A 24,765-nucleotide genomic window follows, 5' to 3' on the forward strand; every position below is an offset into this window, starting at 1 on the left:
CCGTTCCCATGCCGAACACGGAAGTTAAGCACTTGAACGCCGAAAGTAGTTGGGGGCTTCCCCCTGTGAGGATAGGACGTTGCCAGGCAAACGGTGGTTCTGGAGCATACGCTCAAGGGCCGCCGCTTTTTTGTGTCTTTTTGTAGAAAGACATGTATCCATTTTAATGAAGGGACTGAACAGGGATATGGCGAAAAAAACGAAACTACGCGTAGCCGTCGAAGAGAACGAGACGATTGGTGCCTGTTTGGATCGTATCGATGCCATGGGATACCGCCCGACGGTCCGACGAGAAGAACCGATCTTTGGATTAGACGCTAATGGCGAACCGTATCCAATTCGTCAGCAAATCGTCTTCGATTGCAAAGTGAAAGAGAACGAATAACTGCCTAGAGCATCCTCCGAATCATGTGGAGGGTGCTTTTTTTAGTGCTTAATTCCATGTGATGCCTTTCAAGAAAATAAACTCCGAATGGATGCGAGATGAAATCAGAAAAACTACTTTTAAAACCGAACGATAAATTTTCAGACAATTAAATTGTTCGCCTTTGGTTGACGCCTTGGGATGGACTTGTTAAGATGAAGTCGTGACAGGATGATTGAATATAAACACCTCGTATAATAGCAGGGATATGGCTTGCAAGTTTCTACCCAACGACCCTAAATCGTTGGACTATGGGGTATATGGATGTTCGTCGATATTTCTTTGGCGTACCTTTTTATACCCTAAGCCACCCTTTTAGCCGTGGTTTGGGCTTTTTTTATGCACAAAGGAGGAAACAGCGATGGGAAATGCAGAAGTCGGCGTCATCATGGGAAGTCAATCGGATTGGGAAACGATGAAACATACATGTGATGTGTTGGAGCAACTTGAGATTTCGTACGAAAAGAAAGTCGTTTCCGCACACCGGACACCGGATCTAATGTTTCGTTATGCTGAATCAGCACGTGAACGAGGACTGAAGGTCATCATTGCCGGTGCAGGCGGTGCTGCTCATCTACCGGGCATGGTAGCCGCTAAAACGACATTACCCGTCGTCGGTGTTCCTGTGAAAAGTAGAGCGCTCCAAGGAATTGATTCCTTGCTCTCGATCGTTCAAATGCCAGGTGGTGTACCGGTCGCAACGGTTGCCATCGGAGAAGCAGGCGCAAAAAACGCCGGATTGCTAGCTGCTCAAATTCTTTCGATTCAAGATGAACGACTTGCCCGCAAGCTCGATCATATGCGAGTCGAACTAGAAGGAGACGTCATTGCATCTGGAGGAAACCTGTTATGAAACGAATCGGGATACTAGGTGGCGGTCAACTTGGTCGGATGATGGCACTGTCCGCCCGTGAGATGGGCTTTGAGATTCTGACACTCGATCCAACGGACAACGCACCATGTGCGCAAGTGGCGGATCAACATATTAAAGCTCCCTTTACGGATGTCGAGGCAGCCAAACAGCTCGCAGCTGAATCAGATGTCGTCACCTACGAATTTGAGAACATCTCGACGGAAGTCGCTGAAGCGATCGGGACGAAACTGATTCACGGAACGGATCTCCTCTTTCAAACGCAACATCGGATACGGGAAAAAGAGATGATTGAACGCATTGGGCACTCTGTCGCTCCGTACCATCCGGTGACGCATCCTTCTGACTTAGAGGAAGCAAAACAGCGACTCGGCTTACCGTTCGTCTTGAAGACAGCACGATTCGGATACGACGGAAAAGGACAGACCGTCATTCGGACGGAAGAACAGTTCCAAGCGGCAATCAAACAATTCGAACCGACTGAGTATGTCGCAGAACAATGGTTACCGTTTGATCAGGAAATTTCCGTCATCGTCACTCGAAGCGCAACAGAGACTCGTGTTTTCCCGGTCAGTGAGAACATTCATCAAGAGAACATTTTGCATCTATCGATCGTACCGGCACGCATTTCCGAATCACTCGAACAAGAAGCAATTGCGCTCGCTGAATCGATCGCGGATGCCGTCGGGCTGATCGGTACACTCGCCATCGAGTTGTTTGTCGTTGGTTCTCGACTAATCGTCAATGAACTAGCACCTCGACCACACAATTCGGGTCACTATTCGATTGATGCTTGCGAAACATCCCAATTCGAGCAACATATCCGTGCCATCAGTGGTCTCCCACTCGGTGATACCCGTCTGACGACACCGGTCGTCATGGCGAACATCCTGGGTCAGCATGTCACAGCATTATACGAGGAACTGCCGAGACTAAACGCTCGGACGAAAGTTCACTTATATGGAAAAGCAGAAGCCAAGACAGGTCGCAAGATGGGACATTTGAACATTCTTGCGGATACCGTCGACGATGCTTTGGTAGAAGTCGAACGCCTGTCGATATGGAAGGAGACAGTTCAATGATCGAACGGTATACACGTCCTGAGATGAAAGCAATCTGGACCGAACAAAACAAATTCGAGGCTTGGTTAAAAGTCGAGATTCTTGCATGTGAAGCATGGAGTGAACTAGGTGTCATCCCGAAAGAGGACGTCCAGTTGCTTTGGGACAATGCCTCATTTGATGTCAACCGCATCCTTGAGATCGAACAAGAGACACGTCATGATGTCATCGCCTTTACGCGTGCCGTCTCTGAAACACTCGGAGAAGAACGCAAGTGGGTGCATTACGGACTCACGTCAACGGACGTCGTCGATACAGCGCTCTCGTATTTGTTGAAGCAAGCAAACGACATTCTTGCTGCGGATCTTGATCGGTTCATCGAAATCTTAAAAGTCAAAGCGAACGAACATAAATATACGGTCATGATGGGACGCACACATGGCGTACATGCAGAACCGACGACGTTCGGTCTGAAACTAGCGCTTTGGTATGAAGAGATGAAGCGGAATAAAGTTCGTTTCGAAGCAGCGCGTGAGACGGTCGAATACGGCAAGATGTCGGGTGCCGTCGGAACATTCGCGAACATCGATCCGTTCATTGAAAAGTATGTCTGCGAAAAGTTAGGAACAAAACCAGCTCCGGTCTCCACGCAAACGTTACAACGCGATCGTCATGCACACTACATGTCGACACTGGCTTTGATCGCGACATCGATTGAAAAGATGGCAACGGAAATCCGAGGTCTGCAAAAGACGGAAACACGTGAAGTCGAAGAATTCTTCGCTAAAGGTCAAAAAGGATCATCGGCGATGCCGCACAAGCGAAATCCGATCGGCTCTGAGAACATGACAGGTCTTGCTCGAGTCATCCGTGGACACATGGTGACGGCATACGAGAACGTCTCACTCTGGCACGAACGTGACATCTCGCATTCTTCGGCAGAACGCATCATTCTTCCGGATGCGACAGGACTACTCAACTATATGTTGAACCGTTTCGGAAACATCGTGAAGAACTTGACGGTCTTCCCGGACAACATGAAGCGGAACATGGACCGGACGTTCGGTGTCATCTTCTCTGGACATGTCTTACTCGCTTTAATCGAAAAAGGCTGGTCGCGTGAAGCCGCCTATGATTTCGTTCAACCGCGTGCGATGCAGGCGTGGGAAGAACAAATCATGTTCCGTGACTTATTGTGGCAAGAAGAAGACATTCAACAGCTTTTCACAGAAGAAGAGCTCGATGCGTGTTTCGATCCGACGTACCATACGAGTCGCGTCGATGAAATCTTTGAACGGTGTGGCTTGAACTAATCAACCTGAGACGGGGCACTTGCCCCGTCTACATCTTAGGATCATGGGGGACGAAAGCGATGCAACCACTTTATGAAGGAAAAGCAAAACGATTGTACACGACGCAGGAGCAGGATGTGCTCCGGATCGTCTATAAAGACGAGGCCACGGCATTCAACGGCGAGAAAAAAGAAGTCTTTGCTGGAAAAGGCGAATTGAACAACCGGTTGACGAGTCATTTCTTTGAAATCCTCGAACAAGCGGGCATTCCGACACATTTCATTGAACGTGTCTCGGAGCGCGAACAGCTCGTACGTCGTGTCACCATCATTCCACTCGAAGTCGTCGTCAGAAACGTCGTCGCGGGAAGCTTGAGTAAACGGCTCGGTATCGAAGAAGGTACGGTGCTCGAAACACCAATCGTTGAGTTCTACTATAAAGATGATACGTTAGGCGATCCACTCGTCACCTCATCACACATCAATTTACTGAAGATTGCGACTTCTGAAGAGTTGAAACAGTTGTCGGACAAGGCACTTCGCGTGAATGAAGTCTTGCAACCTTACTTCCGTCAAAACGGAATCACGTTGATTGATTTTAAACTGGAATACGGAAAGATGGCAGACGGAACGATTCTACTAGCTGATGAGATTTCACCAGATACATGCCGTTTGTGGGATCAAGCAACTGGAGAACATCTCGATAAAGATGTCTTCCGCCGCAACATCGGTTCACTGACAGAGACCTACCAAACACTATTCAATCGCCTAGGAGGAAACACACAATGAAAAAAGTCATCGTATCGATCGCATTACGGGAAAGCATTTTAGATCCACAAGGAGTTGCTGTAAAAGGCGGATTGCAACAGCTTGGTTTTACGGGTGTCGAGAGTGTCCGAATCGGAAAACAGATTGAACTGCTCGTTGAAACGGAAACGACAGAAGCGATGATTCATGAGATGTGTCAAAAACTACTCGTCAACACAGTGATGGAAGATTACCAGATTACGATCGAAGAGGTGACGCCAGCATGAAGTTCGCGGTCATCGTCTTTCCGGGATCGAACTGTGATTTAGATATGTACCATGCGGTCAAGGATGCTCTCGGAGAAGAAGCGGAATACGTCTTCCATACCGAAACATCACTTGAAGGCTACGATGGCGTCCTACTGCCGGGCGGATTCTCCTACGGAGATTACCTTCGTTGCGGTGCGATCGCGCGCTTCTCACCGATCATGGAAGAAGTCAAACGTTTTGCGGCAGAAGGGAAAACGGTCCTCGGGGTATGTAACGGATTCCAGATCCTTGTCGAAGCGGGACTCTTGCCAGGTGTCTTGCACCGCAACAACGGCTTGAAGTTCATGTGCCGGACGGTTGAACTGAAGGTTGAAAATACGAAGACACGATTTACATCGGATTATCTGCCAGGCGAGACGATCTCGATTCCGATCGCGCATGGTGAAGGAAACTACTACTGCGACGATGCGACTTACGCGATGCTACAAACGAACGGACAAATCGCCTTCACATATGTCGACAATCCGAACGGCTCGCGCGGCGATATCGCCGGAATCACGAACAAAGCCGGCAACGTTCTTGGGATGATGCCACACCCGGAACGAGCGGTCGAACTCTTGACCGGCGGAACAGATGGACTAAAACTCTTTACTTCACTCGTCAAACAGGGGGCACACCATGCTAAAACAACAGTCTGAACCAACACCAGAATTGATTCAAGAGCAACGCGTCTATGCCACGATGGGCTTGAGTGATACAGAATACCAGATGGTCGTCGATTTACTCGGACGCCAACCGAACTATACGGAAACAGGATTGTTCTCAGTCATGTGGTCCGAGCATTGTTCATACAAGACATCTAAACCTGTCCTCCGTCAATTCCCGACGACTGGACCACGTGTCTTACAAGGACCAGGGGAAGGTGCAGGTGTCGTTGATATCGGCGATGAGCAGGCAGTCGTCTTTAAGATCGAAAGCCACAACCATCCATCCGCTGTTGAACCGTATCAAGGGGCTGCGACAGGCGTCGGCGGAATCATTCGTGACATCTTCTCGATGGGCGCACGACCGGTCGCACTCATGAACTCGCTCCGTTTCGGTCATCTCGGTACACCACGTGTCAATCAACTGTTCGAACAAGTCGTCGCTGGGATCGCGGGTTATGGCAACTGTGTCGGTATCCCAACGATCGGTGGCGAAATCGGATTTGATCGCTCGTATGAAGGCAATCCACTCGTCAACGCGATGTGTATCGGTTTAATCAACCATGCGGATATTCAAAAAGGTCAGGCAAAAGGTGTCGGGAACTCAGTCATGTACGTCGGTGCAGCTACTGGACGCGACGGAATTCATGGTGCGACGTTTGCCTCTGAGGATCTCGGAGAGGATACGGAAGCAAAACGTCCGGCTGTTCAAGTCGGCGATCCATTCATGGAGAAGCTATTGATTGAAGCTTGTCTTGAAATCGTCGGGCACCCGGCACTGGTCGGGATGCAGGACATGGGTGCTGCTGGACTGACATCGTCTTCAGCAGAGATGGCTTCAAAAGCAGGCATGGGCATCGAGATGCACCTCGATGACGTCCCGCAACGAGAAACAGGGATGACTGCCTACGAAATGATGCTCTCGGAATCACAGGAGCGGATGTTACTCGTCGTCAAGCGTGGTCGCGAAGCAGAGATCGAAGCAATCGTCAGCAAATGGGGACTCCATGCCGTTCACGTTGGAGAAGTCATTGAAGAGAAAGTCTTACGTTTGATCCATCACGGGGATATCGTTGCAGAAGTTCCGGTCGACGCGTTAGCGGAAGAAGCACCAGTCTATGAAAAACCATCTCGCGTCCCTGCGTATTATGAAGAATTCCAAGCGATGGAAGAGACGCTTCCAGTCGTTGAAGACGTCGTTGAGACATGGCGGGCGCTACTTCGTCAGCCGACGATTGCTTCAAAACGTTGGGTCTACGATCAGTACGATCATATGGTCCAGACATCGACCGTCGTCGCACCAGGATCAGATGCAGCCGTCATCCGTGTCCGCGGCACGAACAAAGCGCTCGCGATGACGACCGACTGTAACAGCCGCTTCGTCTACTTGGATCCATATGTCGGTGGACAGATCGCGGTTGCGGAAGCAGCCCGTAATATCGTCGCGAGTGGGGCGACACCACTCGCCATCACGGATTGCCTGAACTTCGGAAATCCGGATAAACCAGAAGGCTTCTGGCAGTTGCAGCAAGCAACAGCCGGTATGGCAGAAGCATGTCGTGTCCTTGAGACACCTGTCATCGGTGGAAACGTCTCACTCTACAACGAGTCAGCCGGTCAAGCGGTTCACCCGACACCGGTCGTCGGAATGGTTGGATTACACGAGCAAACCGAATGGATCACGACACAACACGTCAAACAAGCTGGTGACCAGATTTATCTATTAGGAGAAACAACAGCCGAGTTTGGTGGCAGTGAGCTTCAATATATGCAATTCGGTAAATCATTCGGTCGTGCACCAAAAATTGATTTAGTCGTCGAACACGCACGCTTACAATTGTTACAGCAGGCAGTACAAGCAGGTGAAGTCAATGCGATGCATGATGTGTCAGAAGGTGGTCTCGCAATCGCTCTCGCTGAGATGACGTTTGGAACGGATCTCGGGTTGACGGTTCAGTTTGACGGACCAACGTTACACCTGTTCAGTGAATCGCAATCACGTTTCGTCGTCACGGTGCCACAAGCGCACGTCACAGCATTCGAACAACGGACTGGTGCTCAAGCGATCGGTGTCGTCACGAACGATGAGCTTCTTGTCATCGAGACGGCAGATACACGGATCGAAGCAGACCGTTCGACCTTACAGGGAGACTGGGAAGGAGCAATCGCGTGTTATATGACATCAAAGGACTAAATGAGGAGTGTGGCGTCTTCGGGATCTTCGGACAACCGAATGCAGCGCAACTCGCCTATTACGGCTTGCACAGTTTGCAACACCGGGGACAGGAAGGGGCAGGCATCGTCACGAGTGATGGTGACGACCTCTTCCCGCACCGCGGGCAAGGACTCGTGACGGAAGTCTTTTCGGAAGAGACACTGACGAATCTTAAAGGACATCATGCGATCGGACATGTCCGTTATTCGACAGCAGGGGGAAACACGCTTGAGAATACTCAACCGCTTCATTTCAAATCGCGGACGGGAGATCTTGCTCTCGCGCATAACGGGAACCTCGTCAACGCCGATTCACTGAAGCATCTATTAGAAGCAGAAGGTGCCATCTTTCAGACGACGAGTGATACGGAAGTTGTCGCTCACCTTGTCAAACGCAGTAAGCTCGACACGCTTGAAGATCGGATTGCCGACAGTCTCGCGCGTCTCGTCGGGGCGTTCGCTTTTCTTTTCTTAACGGAAGATACGTTATTCGTAGCGGTCGATCCACACGGACTGCGTCCACTGTCACTCGGGAAGACACCGGACGGCGGCATCGTGTTTGCGTCAGAGACATGTGCCTTTGATATCGTCGGTGCGGAGTTCATTCGTGATATCGAGCCAGGGGAGCTCGTAACGATCACAGAACACGGCATGTCGTCTCGTCAATACATGGAACCACGTGAACGGGCGATGTGTTCGATGGAATACATCTACTTCTCACGTCCGGATTCAATCATTGATGGCGTCAACGTCCATACGGCTCGCAAAGCACTCGGGAAAAAGATGTATGAAGAAGCACCGGTCGAAGCAGACGTCGTTACCGGAGTGCCAGATTCAAGTATTTCGGCAGCGATCGGTTACGCGGAAGCGAGTGGTATTCCATATGAAATGGGATTGATCAAGAACCGGTATGTCGGACGGACGTTCATCCAGCCGTCACAAGAGTTACGGGAACGTGGGGTCAAAATGAAGTTGTCTGCGTTACGCGGCGTCGTGCAAGGAAAGCGTGTCATCATGGTCGATGATTCAATCGTCCGGGGAACGACGAGTCGCCGGATCGTCGGTTTATTACGTGAAGCCGGTGCGACGGAAGTGCATGTCCGCATCACGGCACCACCGATTACGAATCCATGTTATTACGGGATTGATACATCGTCAAAAGACGAGTTGATCTCTGCCCGGTTGATGCCGGAAGAAATCCGTCAGGAAATCGGTGCGGATTCACTTGAATTCTTAACTGTACCGGGCATGGTCGATGCGATCGATCGCCCGTTCGATGGACCGTTAAAAGGACAATGTACCGCTTGCTTCACAGGAGAGTATCCGACACCGCTCGGTTCGCTCGAGTTAGAAGCTAAACTTTGATAGATGGGGGAAGAACATGAGCAAACATTACGAAGCAGCAGGTGTGAGTCTGACAGCAGGATATGAGTCAGTCACCCGAATGAAAAAACACGTCGCCCGTTCGATGCGCAAAGAAGTATTGACGGGACTCGGTAGCTTTGGTGCGATGTTCGACCTCAGCCAATTGCAGTTGAAAGAACCGGTCCTTGTCAGTGGGACAGACGGTGTCGGTACGAAGCTCAAGCTCGCTTTCGCACTGGAACAACACGATACGATTGGGATCGACTGTGTCGCGATGTGTGTGAACGATATCATCGTCCAAGGCGCGGAACCACTTTATTTCCTTGACTACATCGCGCTCGGTCAGGCAATTCCGGCGAAGATCGAACGGATCGTCGCAGGTGTCGCAGAAGGTTGCGTCCAGGCGGGATGTACGTTAATCGGCGGCGAGACAGCGGAAATGCCAGGGATGTATGCGGACGGCGAATATGATATCGCCGGGTTCGCCGTCGGTGCCGTCGAGAAACAAAAATTGATCACAGGTGATAAGGTCGCAGCAGGAGATGTCATTCTCGGTCTCGCTTCGTCTGGCGTCCATTCAAATGGGTTCTCACTCGTCCGTAAAATCGTCGCCGACAGTGGTCTCCGATACGAAGATGAAGTCATGATGCTCGGTCATACGCTCGGAAATGCGCTCCTCATGCCAACACGTATCTATGTCGAAGCGGTCAAAGCAGCCCTTGAGACGGAAAAGATCCAAGCGATGGTTCATATTACGGGTGGGGGATTCTACGAGAACGTACCACGCGTCTTGCCAGAAGGTCTCGGCGCATCGTTCGACCCGAAAAAGTGGCCGACGTTACCAGTCTTCGACTGGATCGAGCAAGCGGGTGACCTTCCACGACATGACATGTATAATGTCTTCAACATGGGGATTGGTTTCATGTTGATCGTCAAACCAGAAGATGTCGCGGAAGTAACAGCACGCCTCGCTCGTGAAAATGAGACGGCGTACGTGATTGGTCACGTGACCGATCAAGAAGGTGTTCGAATTCAAGGAGTCGACGCATGAAGATCGCCTGTTTTGCATCAGGAAGCGGTAGTAATGTCGAAGCACTTTTTGAAGCAATCGAGGCAGGAACGTTACATGCCTCGATTGAACTGATCGTCTGCGATCAACCGGACGCAGCAGTCATTGAACGGGCGAAACGACGCGGATGTGACGTCTTCGTCTTTCGGGCGAAGGACTATCCGGATAAACCGAGTTTTGAGCGGGAAATCATTGCCCGTCTTGAAGCAAAAGGCGTTGAACGGATCATTCTCGCCGGCTATATGCGATTGATTGGGGAAGAGTTGCTCGGACGATACGCAGGGCGGATCGTCAACATCCATCCGTCGCTACTGCCGGCCTTCCCGGGAAAAGATGCGATCGGTCAAGCATTTCGTGGCGGAGTTAAAATCACAGGTGTTACAATTCATATAGTCGATGAAGGCATGGACACAGGACCGATCATGGCCCAAGAAGCCGTCCGGATTACAGAAGAGATGACGCGTGAAACATTGCAACAAGCGATTCAGCGTGTCGAACATAGACTGTATCCGCAAGTCATCGAAGAGTGGATGAAAGAGGAGGCAAACGTATGAGAGCGTTAATTAGTGTGTCGGATAAAACAGGAATCGTCGAATTAGGACGAGCGTTCCATGAAGCAGGTATCGAGCTCGTCTCGACAGGCGGAACACATCAAGCATTAGAGGAAGCTGGGCTTCCGGTCATTGGTATCAGTGAAGTCACACAATTCCCAGAAATGCTCGATGGGCGTGTCAAGACGCTCCATCCGATGGTTCATGGTGGATTACTCGGTCGTCGTGATCTTGAATCCCATCGTGAGCAGATGGCTGCGCAACAGATTCAACCGATTGATTTCGTCGTCGTCAATCTGTATCCGTTCAAGCAGACGGTCTTACAAGAAGACGTCGCCTATGCCGATGCGATCGAGAACATCGATATCGGTGGACCAAGCATGTTGCGTTCAGCAGCGAAAAACCACGCAGCTGTCACGGTCGTCGTCGACCCAGCTGATTACGAAACGGTCGTTGCTGAGATTCGTGAAGGCGGTACGACGTTTGAGACACGTCAACGTCTTGCAGCGAAAGCCTTCCGGCATACAGCGGCGTACGACGCGTTGATCGCGGATTATTTCTTGACGCAAACAGGCGAGAAGTTCCCAGATCAGTTGACGATCACGCTTGAGAAAGTTCAGGATCTCCGTTACGGAGAAAATCCACACCAAGAAGCAGCCTTTTATAAAACACCGATTTACCGTGGGGCTTCCCTTGCTTCAGCGAAACAGTTACACGGTAAAGAGTTGTCGTATAACAACATCCAAGATGCCAACGCCGCACTCGAAATCCTTGATGAGTTCCGCGAAGCAGCAGCCGTCGTCGTCAAACACATGAACCCGTGTGGAGTTGCCGTCGGTCCAACGATTGGAGAGGCATTCCGCCGCGCTCATGCAGCCGATCCAGTGTCGATCTTTGGTGGCATCGTCGCCTTGAACCGTGAAGTTGACCTAGAGACAGCAGAACAATTAAGCGGCATCTTCCTTGAAATCATCATCGCCCCATCCTTCACGGAAGAAGCATTCGCCTTGTTGTCAGCGAAAAAGAACATCCGTCTGCTTGAACTCGACGTCAAACGTGTCCAAGCGATCCGTTATACGGCAGTCGCTGGCGGCATGCTCGTCCAAGACAGTGACGATGAGACGCTCGATGATGCAGCAGCACGTGTCGTGACAGACCGCAAACCGACAGCAGCGGAATGGGAGGACTTGAAACTCGCATGGCGCGCCGTCAAACACGTCAAGTCGAATGCGATCGTTCTCGCGAAAGACGAAGTAACGGTCGGCGTTGGTGCAGGACAGATGAACCGTGTTGGTTCAGCGAACATCGCGATTACGCAAGCCGGAGAAAAAGCAGTTGGCGCGTCCCTTGCTTCCGATGCCTTCTTCCCAATGGGCGATACGGTCGAAGCGGCAGCAGCAGCTGGCATTACGGCAATTATCCAACCAGGCGGCTCGATTCGCGACCAAGAGTCAATCGATGCGTGTAACAAACATGGCATTACGATGGTCTTTACGAACGTTCGACATTTCAAACACTAAGCGGAGGCGATTTGAATGAAGGTATTGGTGATTGGTAAAGGAGGGCGTGAACACGCGCTCGTCTGGAAGCTGGCACAGGATGAACGGATCGAGACCGTGTATGCTGCGCCTGGAAATGCCGGGATGACACAAGCCACATGTGTTCCGATCGCCGAAGATGCCATCGATGAACTCGTGACGTTCGCACAAGACGAACAGATCGATTGGACGATCGTCGGACCAGAAGGACCACTCGTTCTCGGAGTCGTTAACGCCTTTCAGGCAGCGGGACTGCAAATCTTCGGACCGACACGGGAAGCGGCGGCGATCGAAGGAAGTAAGCAGTTCGCGAAAGAATTGATGGCGCGTGCCGGTATTCCGACCGCTGCTCACGCTGTCTTTACTTCAGCAGCAGAAGCAGAAGCGTATGTTCGCGAAGCGGGTGCACCGATCGTCATCAAAGCCGACGGACTCGCTGCCGGAAAAGGAGTCACAGTCGCAGAAACCGTGGACCAAGCGCTTGCAGCAATCTACGATACGTTTGCCGGGGAATACGGTCAACAAAGCCGCGTTGTCATCGAAGAATGCCTGATCGGGGAAGAGTGTTCGTTGATGGCATTCGTTTACGAAGAGACGGTCATTCCAATGGTATTGTCGCAAGATCATAAACGGGCGTTTGACGGTGACTTAGGTCCGAACACAGGAGGAATGGGCGCGTATTCTCCGCTACCTCAGTGGGACGAAGCGGCGTTGACGACAGAAGCTGTTGATCGCATCATTCAGCCGCTTGTCGATCAGATGGCAAGCGAAGGGATTCCGTTCACCGGCTTCCTCTATGCCGGTCTGATGCTAACGAAACAAGGACCATTCGTCATCGAGTTCAATGCTCGGTTCGGTGATCCGGAGACAGAAGTCATTCTCCCGCGCTTAGAGACGCCGTTGCTTGATGTCATCATGCCGCTGATGGACGGACAGACACCAGAAGTCGTTTGGACGGATCAAGCAGCTGTCGGTGTCGTCGTCGCAGCAGAAGGATATCCGGAAGCGCCAAAAACGGGACAAGTGATTCCACTTGACCAGATCGGGGATGATCTTCTCGTCTTTCATGCCGGAACGGCAGAACGAAACGATCAACTTGTCTCAGCTGGTGGACGTGTCCTCGTGTGTGTCAGCCGTGCCGAGACAATCGAGCAGGCTGTCGAACAGGTCTATGCAAACTTACCAGACGTGACGGATCAGCCATTCTTTTACCGAACTGATATCGCTCAAAAAGCCTTTCGTGCCTCGCATGAATCATGATATCTGAACCAGACGTGCTCGAAGGAGCCTCGTCTGGTTTTTTGTTTCTTGGCGAAGTGCACGAAAAGATTTGTCTTCCATGGCGAATTTGTGTTATTTTGACCAAATGAATCCGGAACGGGGCAAAACTTCTTGAAACTTACTTAGCAACATTTTAGTATAAGAACTATAAGAAAGCGTTTTCAATAAAACAAAGGAGGTCGAGCTTTCGTGAAAAAAAATTGTGGAAGATCCCCTTGGACGAAATCTGAAGTACGAACACACCAAGCGGTCATCAGCGGAAAGCTTGCACCGACACTTGTCATACAGAATGCCACTTACCTGAATCATGGTGTCAAAGCATGGCGGACGGCGAACATCTGGATTAGTGGCGACCGGATCGTCTATGTCGGTCCAGAGATGCCGGAACAAGCCGATGCGTACCATGATGCGACAGGTCAATATATCGTACCCGGTTACATTGAACCCCATGCCCATCCGTTCCAACTTTACAATCCAGCGAGTCTTGCAAAATTCGCAGCAGAGCGGGGAACATCGACGCTCGTCAACGACAATATGTTGTTATTATTAGAGCCGACGGAGCAAGCGTTTGCTCAAGTTGAGGCGCTAGCAGACTTACCGACCTCGATGTACTGGTGGGCACGACTCGACGCACAAACCGAGCTTGATGCCGACAGTATCTCGATCGATAATCGCCGGATTCAAGCGTGGCTCAAGCATCCACAAGTCATCCAAGCAGGTGAGTTGACGGGATGGCCACGTCTCTCGCAAGGGGACGATGAATTGCTCCATTGGATGCAGGATGCGATCAAACTCGGAAAACCGATCGAAGGTCATTTCCCTGGTGCTTCAGCGAAGACGCTGACGAAGATGGCGCTGTATGGCGTGACGAGCGATCACGAAGCGATGACGGTCGAAGAAGCGATGACACGTCTTGAACTTGGCTATACGACGACAATTCGTTATTCATCGATTCGTCCAGATCTACCGGATATCTTTAAAGGTCTCGTCGAAGCAGGGTTGACGCAGTTCGATAAGGTGCTCGTGACGACAGATGGTTCAACGCCGTCCTTTTATAAGGCAGGCATGATGGATGAGACGATCCGATTGATGCTCGAGGCAGGCATCCCGGTCGAAGAAGCGTACCGGATCGCGTCGTACAATGCAGCGCGTCATTTTAATTTCGATCATCTACTCGGGAGTATCGCACCAGGACGAATCGCGCATCTCAATTTCCTTGAGGCAAAAGATGCACCGACACCTGTCGCCGTACTTGCGCGCGGCACATGGGTCCGTCAAGCCGACATCCCCTGTTACCCGGCAGAAGCGCTTGATGCTGTCTATGCGCTCATGCCACGCTCGGAAGTCCAGGTTTCCTTAACGGAACAGGATTTTTCGTTTAGCATGCCGGTTGGTCTTGAGATGGTCAATTCCGTCATCATGAAGCTCTATCAAGTCGAACACGATACAAGTGTGCCTGTGCTACCGACAGGATGTGATGAATCCTTCCTGATGTTACTCGACCGGGAAGGGAAGTGGCGACTGAATACCGTTCTGAAAAACTTTGCGACACAAGTCGGTGGTCTCGTCAGTTCGTACTCGATTAGCGGTGATATCTTGATGATCGGTAAATCGAAACGAGACATGCAAGTCGCGTTTGATCGAATGAAAGCGTTCGGCGGCGGAATCGTTCTCGTCGAGGACGGAGAAGTCATCGCTGAAGTTCCGTTGACCTTGATGGGGCAGACGTCCGACTTGCCACTCGAAGATTTGATCGTTCAGGAAACCGCTCTACGGGAAGCCTTGTTCGAACGCGGTTATGCGTTTGAAGATCCTGTCTATACGTTGCTATTCCTAGCGTCAACTCACTTGCCATATGTGCGGATCACGCCGCAGGGAATATACGAAGTCCTTCGGAAAAAAGTCCTTTTCCCAGCGATTTTGCGATGATGCTTGAATTTTAAAACGTCGCGCTTTAAACTATTAAAGAGCAATTGAATGGGAAAGGGAGTCACAAGATGCAACTCGATAAATTGCGTGGAAAAGAATTGGATCAGTTATTTACAGCCATCATGAAGATGGATTCATTAGAAGATTGTTATACGTTGTTCGAAGACTTAGCGACCGTCAACGAAATCCAGGCGCTCGCCCAACGTCTTGAAGTCGCACGTCAATTACGTGAAGGCAATACGTATCACAAAATCGAAAAGGCGACCGGTGCTTCAACAGCAACGATCTCGCGTGTCAAACGTTGCTTGAACTACGGTTCGGGCGGTTATGATCTGGCGCTTGCCCGCCTAGGTCTTATCGAGCAAGAAGTAGCGGATAACTAATGTTATCCGCTACTTCTATGAAGGGGGGCGTGTCATATTGGATTTTGCGTTACAACATAAAATTCAGCATTTCATTCGAAGGCTGACGCCCATCCAGTCGCTCGTCATCATCTACTTCGTTGCGGTCATCATCGGAATCATCCTACTCGGTCTGCCGTGGTCGACCAAGGGAGACTACAACTGGGATTTCACGGACCTCGTCTTCATGGCGGTCAGTTGTGTCAGTGTCACTGGTTTGACGACGGTCTCGGTCTCAGAAACCTTCACGACGTTCGGCTACTTCATGATCATGATTTTAGTGCAAGTCAGCGGAATCGGTTTGATGTCGCTTCATATCGCGATGTGGGTCATTCTCGGAAAACGAATCGGCTTTCGGGAACGCCAACTCGTCGTTCGAGATCAGAACCAGACGACGATGCAAGGGGTCGTCAAATACATTCGGGAAGTCATCTTGATCATCGTCTCGATTGAATTGATTGGGGCATTGATTCTCGGGCTGTACTATACGAAATATTTTCCGACACTAGGTGAAGCGATGCTCCAAGGACTGTTCGGATCGGTCAGTGCGACGACGAATGCTGGTTTTGATATCACGGGTGAATCGTTACTACCGTTTCGTGGTGATTTGTTCGTCGTCTTCATGCAAATTTTGTTACTGACACTTGGTGCGATCGGCTTTCCAGTACTCGTCGAAGTCCGGCGCTACATCTCGTACCGGGCGACACGCCAAGCGACACGTCAACCGTATCATTTTTCACTTTTTACGAAATTGACGGCGTCAACGTTCTTCATTCTCGTCCTATTCGGAACGGTAGCATTGCTGCTATTTGAATGGAACCAATCCTTTAAAGGTTTACCGATCGATGAGAAGCTCGTCGATGCCTTGTTCCAATCCGTCACGACCCGAAATGGGGGATTGACGACGGTCGATATCACCTCCTTCTCACAAGCGTCGATTTTCGTCCTGTCGCTCTTGATGTTCATCGGGGCGTCACCGTCTTCCGTTGGTGGGGGGATTCGAACGACGACGTTCGCGGTCGCCGTCTTGAGTGTCATCGCCTTCATCCGAGGCGAATACGGCATCAAAATCTTTGGTCGTGAGATTGGTCAGTCGGACATCTGGAAAGCCTTCGTCGTCATCGTCGTCTCGACTGGTGTGACGATGGTCGGATTGATCGTCTTGTTGCTTGTCGAGGATGCCCCATTCCTCGTGCTGTTTTTTGAAGCCTGTTCGGCGTTCGGAACGACCGGTCTATCGCTCGGCATCACGGATCAACTATCGGATATCGGAAAATGGACGTTGTCCGTGCTGATGTTCATCGGTCGAATCGGTGTCATCTCGTTCGTTCTTCTCTTGAAGGCGAACCAACCGAAACGTAACTACAACTATCCGAAGGAATCCGTCATCATCGGATAAGGAGGCTCTTTTATGAAACGTGCCTTTTGGATCAACTTCGCCTATATCTTTGCTGTTCCTGTCTTACCGTTTTTGGCGCTCGTCAACGGTCGAGCACTCTGTTCACCGGATTCACCGTTACTGGACGTTCCGGTACTCGGCTTCTTTTTGGCAGAGCCGTGGGCGTTCGTGCCGGTATATGCTGTCTTTGCGTTGTTACTGGCGTCACTCTTGACGAAACGACGGACACACGTCTGACCATCTCGCCCTGCGCGAGATGGTTTTTTGTTTTATACTGAATGTGGAATGAGAAAGAGAGGATGGGACGAACCGTGTTATTACCTTTTAATGAATGGCGACATGTCTTTAAACTAGATCCAGCAAAACCAATTGATGATGCTAGCCTGCAGGCGATTGCGACGTCCGGAACGGATGCGATTCTTGTCGGTGGAACAGATGACATCACACTCGATGCGACGCTTGATCTCTTGATGCGTTTGCGCCGGTATCCAGTCGCAGTGGCACTCGAGATTTCTGAACTCGAAGCCGCAACGATGGGATTTGATACGTATCTGACACCGACGGTCCTGAATGCGGGAACATTAGAGTACGTCGTTGAAAAACAAGTCGAGGCGTTAGAACAAGTCGGTCATATGCTGGCGCACGCTGATCTTGTCGGGGAAGGGTATATCGTCCTGAATCCTGATGCGAAGGTCGCGCGTGTGACACAAGCAAAACCGCTAACATTAGATGAGACTGTCGCTTATGCGCAGTTAGCGGATAGCGTCTTCCGTCTACCTGTCGTGTATCTCGAATACAGCGGCGTTTACGGAGAACCGGAACGAGTAGCAGCCGTTCGCGATGTCTTGAAACAGGCACGCCTGTTTTACGGTGGAGGAATCGACTCCGAGGAGCGAGCGCGTGAGATGCTGCAGTATGCGGATACGATCGTCGTCGGGAACGTCATTTATGAGGATTTAAAAGCAGCGCTTGCGACTGTCGCAGCGACACGATAAAATATAGGAACAAAAGTTCGGAATATAAGAAATGAGGCTATTGATATGTTTAATTTGAGTGAACAGCTCGTCAGTGGACTAAACCCTGAGCAAGCAAGAGCAGTCAAGCATACGGAAGGTCCACTGCTGATCATGGCAGGAGCCGGTTCCGGGAAGACACGCGTCCTGACACATCGGGTCGCTTATTTGATGGCGGCTAAACAAGTCGCACCGTGGAACATCCTCGCGATTACGTTCACGAACAAGGCGGCGCGGGAAATGCGAGACCGAATCGGTCGTTTGGTCGGTGGTGTCGCGAACGATATTTGGGTCTCGACCTTCCACTCGATGTGCGTCCGGATGTTACGTCGCGACATCGATCAGCTTGGATACGATCGTAACTTCACGATTCTTGATTCAAGTGATCAGCAGTCGGCGATCAAGCTCGTCTTAAAGGAACAAAACTTGGACCCGAAAAAATGGGATCCACGTTCGATGCTGACGATCATCTCGTCACAGAAAAATGAATTACGCAGTGCTGAATTCTACGCCTCGATCGTGACGAGCCCGTATGAAAAGACAGTTGCTGAAATCTATAAAGGATATGAAGCGGTCTTACGCCGGAACAACGCGCTCGACTTTGATGATTTAATCGGAAAAACGACGGAATTGTTCAAGAAGAGTCCGGATGTCCTTGCTTACTATCAGAAGAAATTCCGCTACATTCATGTCGATGAGTATCAAGATACGAACAAAGCCCAGTATGATCTCGTCAACCTGTTAGCATCGGGACATCAGAATCTCTGTGTCGTTGGGGACTCGGATCAGTCGATCTATCGCTGGCGTGGTGCTGACATCGCGAACATCCTCTCGTTCGAAGAGGACTATCCGAATGCAGCTGTCATCTTACTCGAGCAAAACTACCGTTCTTCCAAACGAATCTTGGAAGCAGCCAACCATGTCATCCAAAACAACTCGACACGCAAAGATAAGAAACTTTGGACGGATAATGATGAAGGCGAGAAGCTCGTCGTTCATACGGCGGAGAATGAGCGGGAAGAAGCCTTTTATATCGTCCAGGAGATTCGGAACTCACTTCGTTACGGGATGAAACTGAGCGATATCGCGATTCTGTACCGGACGAATGCACAATCGCGTGCCATTGAGGAAACGCTTCTGAAGTCGAACGTTCCGTACAAAATGATCGGCGGCACGAAGTTCTACGATCGTAAAGAGATCAAGGACGTGCTTGCTTATCTCCGTTTGATTTCGAATCCGGATGAAGACCTGTCCTTCGCGCGGATCGTCAACGAACCAAAACGCGGGATTGGTGCGACGACGATTGATAAGCTGCGTGATTTCGCCGACTTACAAGGTGTGTCATTGATGGAAGCGATTCGCGATATCGAATTGTCGAGTATCGCACCAAAGACGGCAGCGAAGCTGACGGATTTCCGGACGATGATTCTCGGACTCAGCCAAATGCAAGAATTCATCAGCCTGTCGGAACTAGTCGAAGAAGTGCTCGAGAAATCAGGCTATCGTCAAGTGCTGAAGGAAGATAAAACACTTGAGGCGCAGAGTCGTCTCGAGAACATCAACGAGTTCATCACCGTTGCGCAAAACTTTGAGAAGGAGACGGCGAAAGCCGATCCAGAAGACCGGACGATCATCGCCTTCTTGACCGATTTGACACTCGTCGCCGATGTTGATTCACTCGACGAGACGGATCCGGAAGAACAAGTCACGTTGATGACGCTTCACTCGGCAAAAGGACTCGAGTTCCCTGTCGTCTTCTTGATTGGGATGGAGGAAGGATTGTTCCCACATAGCCGCTCGCTTCAAGATGAAGACGAGATGGAAGAAGAACGTCGCCTCGCGTATGTCGGGATCACACGTGCTGAGAAACGCCTTTACTTGTCACATGCGCGGATGCGCTCCCTTTATGGACGGACGAACGCGAACCAAGAATCACGGTTCCTAGCAGAGCTGCCGGAAGTCGTCATCGAGCGGACAGGTAAAAAAGCGAAGCCACTCCCATGGGAAGACCGTCCCGTCCCGCAAGGCAAGGCCGTCATCGGTCGCTCGATCAGCAAACCGACAGCAATGAAGACGTCAGGTGCGGAAACGCTCGGTTGGTCGGTCGGAGATAAGGCAGAGCACGGGAAATGGGGACTCGGTACAGTCGTCCAGACTCGTGGTGAAGGGGATAATCTTGAAATCGATATCGCATTCCCAGCAGTCGGAATCAAACGATTGCTCGCGAAATTCGCACCGATTAAAAAGGTATGACGGGAGGTCCACAGATGGACGCAAGCCAGCGTATAGATGAGATTCGTCAAACATTGAACCGATACAGCTACGAATACTACGTACTGGATCAACCAACGGTACCGGATGCGACGTACGATCAATTGCTTCGTGAACTGACGGAGTTAGAAACAGAGCATCCAGAACTGATCACACCGGATTCGCCGACGCAACGCGTCGGCGCGGCACCGCTCGAAGCGTTCGAGAAGGTGACGCATGATTTACCGATGCTGTCGCTCGGAAACGTCTTTGATGAGACGGAAATTCGCGAATGGGTCGCTCGGATTGAGCGGTCGCTCGGACGTTCGACGACGTATGTCGCCGAACTGAAATTCGATGGACTTGCCATCTCGCTGAAATACGAAGACGGGCGATTCGTCCGTGGGGCGACGCGTGGCGATGGAACAGTCGGCGAAAACATCACGCAGAATCTACGGACGATCAAAGCGTTACCGCTTCGTTTGCAGGCGGAAGAGACGGTCGAAGTCCGCGGTGAGGCTTACATGCCGAAACAATCGTTCGAACGCTTGAATGAAGACCGGGCTAGCCGAGAAGAGACATTGTTCGCGAATCCGCGTAATGCGGCCGCAGGTAGTCTGCGTCAGCTGGATTCGTCAATCACAGCGTCGCGTAATCTGTCGTTATTCGTGTATGGCGTCGGTGTCAATACGTTGACGGCCCGTTCACATAGCGAAGCGATGGCACAACTTGCCTCACTTGGGTTACCGACCAATCAACATATGCAGACGTGTGAGACGGTGGAAGAGATTCTTGCCTACATCGCACATTGGACGGAAGCACGCGCGAGCCTGCCATATGAGATCGACGGAATCGTCTTGAAAGTCGATCGATACGATGATCAGGAAGAGCTCGGCTTCACAGCAAAAAGTCCCCGCTTCGCGACAGCCTATAAGTTCGCGGCGGAAGAAGTCATGACGACAGTCGAAGACGTTGATTTCAGTGTCGGTCGGACCGGGAAAGTCACGCCTCGTGCCCGTTTTGCACCGGTCGTCGTCGCGGGATCGACGGTGACATATGCGACACTACACAACGCCGACTTCATCGCTGAAAAAGATATCCGCCTTCAGGACTCGGTCATCATTAAAAAAGCGGGCGATGTCATCCCGGCAGTCGTACAAGTCGTCACGGCAGAGCGAACGGGGGAAGAGACACCGATCGTCTTCCCGACGCATTGTCCGGCCTGTCAGTCGGAACTTGTCCGTCTCGAAGGTGAAGTGGACATCCGCTGTGTCAGTCCGGAATGCCCAGCGCAATTGATGGAAGGCATCATTCACTTCGTTTCGCGTCAAGCGATGAACATTGACGGTCTCGGTGAAAAAGTCGTTCGTCAATTGTATGACCATGAAGCGATCCGGACGATTGCCGATTTATATCGACTCGATCGTGAGGAATTATTGACGTTTGACCGCATGGGTGAGACGTCCGTCGATAAATTACTTGCGGCGATCGAAGCCTCGAAACAGAACTCGGTCGAGCGTCTCTTATTTGGTCTCGGAATCCGACTCGTCGGTCAAAAAGCGGCGTATCTCTTAGCGGAACGTTTTGATTCGTTAGCAGGGATTGCGGCTGCAAGCTACGATGAGATTGTCGCAATCGATGGCATTGGGGGGAAAATCGCAGATTCAATCGTGAAGTACTTCGAGCATCCGGAAGCACAGGCATTGATTCGTGATTTGGAACAACTCGGCGTCAATCAACGTTTCCTTGGTGAACGGGTCGATCAGACGAATGCACCGCTCGGCGGCAAAACGATCGTCTTGACGGGGACACTCGAGAGCTTAAAACGGTCAGAGGCTGGTAAACGACTCGAAGCACTCGGTGCCGATGTGACAGGAAGCGTCAGTAAAAAGACGGACGTACTCGTCGCAGGGGAAAAGGCAGGTTCTAAGCTGACGAAGGCTGAATCGCTTGGTATCGAAATTTGGGATGAAGCGCGTCTGTTAGAAGAACTAGCTAAACACGAAGCGTGAGCAGAATGAATGAGAACAATCAAACAAAAAGGAAGGCGGGATTCCGCCTTCCTTTGAAACTGAAGATAGTGTGCAATTTTTCTCTAACGAGAAGGATTGCGCTTTTTTGTTCGTCTCGCATCGTTTTCCTGGGACAAGCATCGCGCCGCTTCGCTTCGCTGCAGGGTCGCTCTTGCTTGTTTTTCCCTAGGAAGCGATGTCGAGGGAACAAAACGCTTCTCTGATCTTTCTTCCGGGGATAAAAAAGAATGACGCGTCATACGCCACTCCTACAGGAAAAGGCGCGATTTTGCGCTGTCAGAGACAAACGAGACCCGTTTTCCTGCTCGAATAGAGCGGGAAAACCGGCTTGTGTCTCGCCTGAGGAAAGGGCGTGAAAAGACGCGTCATTTTTTGAGTCATCCTTCTTTTTGTCTATAATCTGAAAGGAAGGTGGAATTCCGCCTTCCTTCTATTCGTGTTCATCCTTGTCACGAAGCAATCGTCTCGCTCCGAATCAAAGTACCTTGTTTGATGAGACGATTCGTTGCCGTTTCTGGTGGATCACAGGTGATCAATGTGATGGTTGGGGAAGCGACGGATTGGTCGAGAACGGACAATGTCGTCGGTGTGACAAGACGACTGGACGTGATGCGGTACGTATACCGATGTGTTTTTGTCGTGACGACGACGGTATCGCCTTTTTTGACGTCAGGTAGACGATTGAAGTGAAGCCCTTCCGTGAAACTTCGGTGTCCGGCGAGCGCATAATTGCCTTTTCCGGGTGATCCGGTTTCTGGAATATGACCGATACTACGGTCCAACACCGCTGTCGTCGAACCCTCTAAGATGACTTGTTCAAAATCAATGCTCGGAATCGAGAGCAATCCGACACCAGATTTAGCAAGGGGTTGTTTTGTCTCTTTCGCATCGACGGTCTTCAAACTTTTGGTCCATTGTTCCTTTAAATTTGCTGCTTCCTGTTCACGCTGATAGTCACTGATGAAGGGCCAAGCAATAAGGGCGATGCCTGCCAGTAAAAAAAGCAGACCGATGAATTTACGACGTGTCATGAGAAAAAGTCCTTTCGGATACGCCAAGGCGCATCATCTTTTTTGAAAATCAGGGGAAAACTTGTCCTTCCCCGATGGAAAACGATTCTGTTATGATAAAGAGAACGATTTAAAAACATGGGGTGCAAATAGAGATGAACTATAAAACAGCAGTAGCGTTGACGTTATCGAGCACGTTATTTTTAGGTGCTTGTTCGTTCGACCTTTCGCCAAGTAGCGATACAAAAGAAGTCATTACTGAAAGTGAACAAGGTAAGGAAGTCCAAGCCGTTGTCAGTCCAGCCATTGATACGACGGATTCGTACTATCGGACGGTCTTGCCGTTTCGTCCAAGTGTTGCACGTGGAATGACACAAAAACGTGTCAGTTCACGTCTTGAGCTCGATGAAATCGAAACGGGTTTAATGCGTCATTCGACACAGTTTTTTGATCCGGAAAAATACTATTACCAAGAAGGTCAGTTACTCGAAGCCGACCAAATCGCGAAATGGTTGTTGCGAAAAGGAAAAGCAGGCGATGGCGTCAGCGATCCTGAAGGTCTGAACCCAGCCTACACGTCTGGTAAGTCGTATAAAGAAAAAAACCAAAAGTCACCTATGATTCTATCGCATATCTTAGAGCAAGACTACATGCTTGAAGAAGATAAGAAACTCGAACTTGGTGGCACGTCGATTGCGCTTGTCTTAAATAGTGAGTATGTGTTCCAAGATGAAAACTATGGACCGACCTATACCGTTAAACTTGATGAAAAGAAAGTCGTTGCTGAAGGGAAGCGGATGGCAAACGATTTAGTCAAGAAGATGCGTAAGACACAAGGGATGAAGACGACACCGATTCACGTCGCCCTCTACCTCCAGGAAAAAGAAGGGTCACCGGTTTCCGGTCACTATCTCTCGTCTGCATTCATCGGTCGCGGGAATCAAATCAGTGCGAACGACTGGAAAAACTACAATGAGCGCTATTACTACTACCCGTCAGCACGCGCAACGAATGACGTGCGGGATGATGCAGCGAAGTTCGATTTATTCAAAGACCGCCTAGAAGACTACTTCCCGAACTACACCGGTATGATGGGGGAAGGCTTCTATCAAGAAGATGAACTGAAAAAGCTTGAGATGAAGATTCCCGTTCAATTTTACGGAAAAGCAGAACTCGTCGCATTCGTTCAGTACGTGACGTATCTGCTTGAGAATCGTTGGGAGTATAATCGAAACATTCCAACGACGATTACTGTGACGAACTTGAACGGGGATACGGAAGCGATGCTATTCCTCGATCCGGATACAAAGAAACCGATCGTCAAGATTCGCTGATTTCTCGATTT

Annotated in this window: 22 protein-coding genes, 1 rRNA gene and 1 riboswitch; of the genes, 22 read left to right on the forward strand and 1 reads right to left on the reverse strand. The window is 50.5% G+C overall.

The window, feature by feature from the left end:
- The 21 genes from rrf to ligA all read left to right on the forward strand — a co-directional run.
- Window positions 1–88: ribosomal RNA gene (gene rrf, locus KNQ18_RS14465) — 5S ribosomal RNA — on the forward strand; the annotation flags it as partial.
- A 99-nt stretch (window positions 89–187) separates the two neighbouring features.
- Window positions 188–385 carry an NETI motif-containing protein gene (locus KNQ18_RS14470; protein WP_023467064.1) on the forward strand — a complete coding sequence of 66 codons (198 nt, stop codon included), beginning with the start codon at window positions 188–190 and terminating at the stop codon, window positions 383–385.
- A 209-nt stretch (window positions 386–594) separates the two neighbouring features.
- Window positions 595–696, forward strand: a riboswitch (purine riboswitch).
- Between the two features lie 89 nt (window positions 697–785).
- On the forward strand, window positions 786–1,277 hold the full coding sequence (purE, locus tag KNQ18_RS14475; protein WP_215085238.1) for a 5-(carboxyamino)imidazole ribonucleotide mutase: 492 nt from the start codon (window positions 786–788) through the stop codon (window positions 1,275–1,277).
- Window positions 1,274–2,377 carry a 5-(carboxyamino)imidazole ribonucleotide synthase gene (gene purK, locus KNQ18_RS14480; protein WP_215085240.1) on the forward strand — a complete coding sequence of 368 codons (1,104 nt, stop codon included), beginning with the start codon at window positions 1,274–1,276 and terminating at the stop codon, window positions 2,375–2,377. Before purE ends, purK begins: the two co-directional genes overlap by 4 nt.
- Complete coding sequence (gene purB / locus KNQ18_RS14485; RefSeq protein ID WP_215085242.1) at window positions 2,374–3,669, forward strand: adenylosuccinate lyase; 1,296 nt, start codon at window positions 2,374–2,376, stop codon at window positions 3,667–3,669. The genes purK and purB overlap by 4 nt, the downstream gene beginning before the upstream one ends.
- A 59-nt stretch (window positions 3,670–3,728) precedes the next feature.
- A complete protein-coding gene (gene purC / locus KNQ18_RS14490) occupies window positions 3,729–4,436 on the forward strand; it encodes a phosphoribosylaminoimidazolesuccinocarboxamide synthase (RefSeq protein WP_023467068.1) in 708 nt (235 codons plus the stop codon).
- Window positions 4,433–4,681, forward strand: coding sequence for a phosphoribosylformylglycinamidine synthase subunit PurS (purS, locus tag KNQ18_RS14495; RefSeq protein ID WP_023467069.1), 249 nt, complete (start codon window positions 4,433–4,435; stop codon window positions 4,679–4,681). Before purC ends, purS begins: the two co-directional genes overlap by 4 nt.
- The gene (gene purQ / locus KNQ18_RS14500) at window positions 4,678–5,361 is read left to right on the forward strand and encodes a phosphoribosylformylglycinamidine synthase subunit PurQ (RefSeq protein ID WP_050678983.1); all 684 of its coding nucleotides are present in this window, start codon (window positions 4,678–4,680) and stop codon (window positions 5,359–5,361) included. The genes purS and purQ overlap by 4 nt, the downstream gene beginning before the upstream one ends.
- On the forward strand, window positions 5,342–7,561 hold the full coding sequence (gene purL, locus KNQ18_RS14505; RefSeq protein ID WP_215085244.1) for a phosphoribosylformylglycinamidine synthase subunit PurL: 2,220 nt from the start codon (window positions 5,342–5,344) through the stop codon (window positions 7,559–7,561). Before purQ ends, purL begins: the two co-directional genes overlap by 20 nt.
- Window positions 7,537–8,946, forward strand: a complete 1,410-nt coding sequence (gene purF, locus KNQ18_RS14510; protein ID WP_133208497.1) for an amidophosphoribosyltransferase — start codon at window positions 7,537–7,539, stop codon at window positions 8,944–8,946. The genes purL and purF overlap by 25 nt, the downstream gene beginning before the upstream one ends.
- Before the next feature lie 16 nt (window positions 8,947–8,962).
- A complete protein-coding gene (purM, locus tag KNQ18_RS14515) occupies window positions 8,963–9,997 on the forward strand; it encodes a phosphoribosylformylglycinamidine cyclo-ligase (protein WP_215085246.1) in 1,035 nt (344 codons plus the stop codon).
- Entirely contained in the window at window positions 9,994–10,569 is a 576-nt protein-coding gene (gene purN / locus KNQ18_RS14520) for a phosphoribosylglycinamide formyltransferase (RefSeq protein ID WP_023467073.1), read from the forward strand. Before purM ends, purN begins: the two co-directional genes overlap by 4 nt.
- Window positions 10,566–12,086: a bifunctional phosphoribosylaminoimidazolecarboxamide formyltransferase/IMP cyclohydrolase gene (purH, locus tag KNQ18_RS14525; protein ID WP_029340747.1), complete on the forward strand. Its 1,521-nt coding sequence runs from the start codon at window positions 10,566–10,568 to the stop codon at window positions 12,084–12,086. The genes purN and purH overlap by 4 nt, the downstream gene beginning before the upstream one ends.
- Before the next feature lie 15 nt (window positions 12,087–12,101).
- On the forward strand, window positions 12,102–13,364 hold the full coding sequence (purD, locus tag KNQ18_RS14530; protein WP_215085248.1) for a phosphoribosylamine--glycine ligase: 1,263 nt from the start codon (window positions 12,102–12,104) through the stop codon (window positions 13,362–13,364).
- Window positions 13,365–13,574: 210 nt separating this feature from the next.
- Window positions 13,575–15,314: an adenine deaminase C-terminal domain-containing protein gene (locus KNQ18_RS14535; RefSeq protein WP_215085250.1), complete on the forward strand. Its 1,740-nt coding sequence runs from the start codon at window positions 13,575–13,577 to the stop codon at window positions 15,312–15,314.
- 68 nt (window positions 15,315–15,382) lie between these two features.
- On the forward strand, window positions 15,383–15,697 hold the full coding sequence (locus tag KNQ18_RS14540; protein ID WP_023467078.1) for a YerC/YecD family TrpR-related protein: 315 nt from the start codon (window positions 15,383–15,385) through the stop codon (window positions 15,695–15,697).
- Window positions 15,698–15,734: 37 nt separating this feature from the next.
- Entirely contained in the window at window positions 15,735–17,114 is a 1,380-nt protein-coding gene (locus tag KNQ18_RS14545) for a TrkH family potassium uptake protein (protein WP_050678989.1), read from the forward strand.
- Window positions 17,115–17,126: 12 nt separating this feature from the next.
- Window positions 17,127–17,351 carry a hypothetical protein gene (locus KNQ18_RS14550; protein ID WP_035398958.1) on the forward strand — a complete coding sequence of 75 codons (225 nt, stop codon included), beginning with the start codon at window positions 17,127–17,129 and terminating at the stop codon, window positions 17,349–17,351.
- Between the two features lie 62 nt (window positions 17,352–17,413).
- Window positions 17,414–18,109: a heptaprenylglyceryl phosphate synthase gene (gene pcrB / locus KNQ18_RS14555; protein WP_023467081.1), complete on the forward strand. Its 696-nt coding sequence runs from the start codon at window positions 17,414–17,416 to the stop codon at window positions 18,107–18,109.
- 45 nt (window positions 18,110–18,154) lie between these two features.
- A complete protein-coding gene (pcrA, locus tag KNQ18_RS14560; RefSeq protein WP_050678990.1) occupies window positions 18,155–20,380 on the forward strand; it encodes a DNA helicase PcrA in 2,226 nt (741 codons plus the stop codon).
- 14 nt (window positions 20,381–20,394) lie between these two features.
- Window positions 20,395–22,389 (forward strand): NAD-dependent DNA ligase LigA, encoded by a 1,995-nt coding sequence (gene ligA / locus KNQ18_RS14565; protein WP_047394971.1) that lies wholly within the window; start codon window positions 20,395–20,397, stop codon window positions 22,387–22,389.
- 470 nt (window positions 22,390–22,859) lie between these two features.
- On the opposite strand, the gene KNQ18_RS14570 is transcribed toward ligA, so the two are convergent.
- Window positions 22,860–23,441 carry a class D sortase gene (locus KNQ18_RS14570; protein ID WP_023467085.1) on the reverse strand — a complete coding sequence of 194 codons (582 nt, stop codon included), beginning with the start codon at window positions 23,439–23,441 and terminating at the stop codon, window positions 22,860–22,862.
- Window positions 23,442–23,575: 134 nt separating this feature from the next.
- On the opposite strand from KNQ18_RS14570, the gene KNQ18_RS14575 reads away from it, so the two are divergent.
- Window positions 23,576–24,754: a CamS family sex pheromone protein gene (locus tag KNQ18_RS14575; protein ID WP_047394974.1), complete on the forward strand. Its 1,179-nt coding sequence runs from the start codon at window positions 23,576–23,578 to the stop codon at window positions 24,752–24,754.
- Window positions 24,755–24,765 lie beyond the last annotated feature (11 nt).

It is taken from the genome of Exiguobacterium sp. s78, assembly GCF_018618985.1.
Classification (GTDB): Bacteria; Bacillota; Bacilli; order Exiguobacteriales; family Exiguobacteriaceae; genus Exiguobacterium_A; species Exiguobacterium_A abrahamii.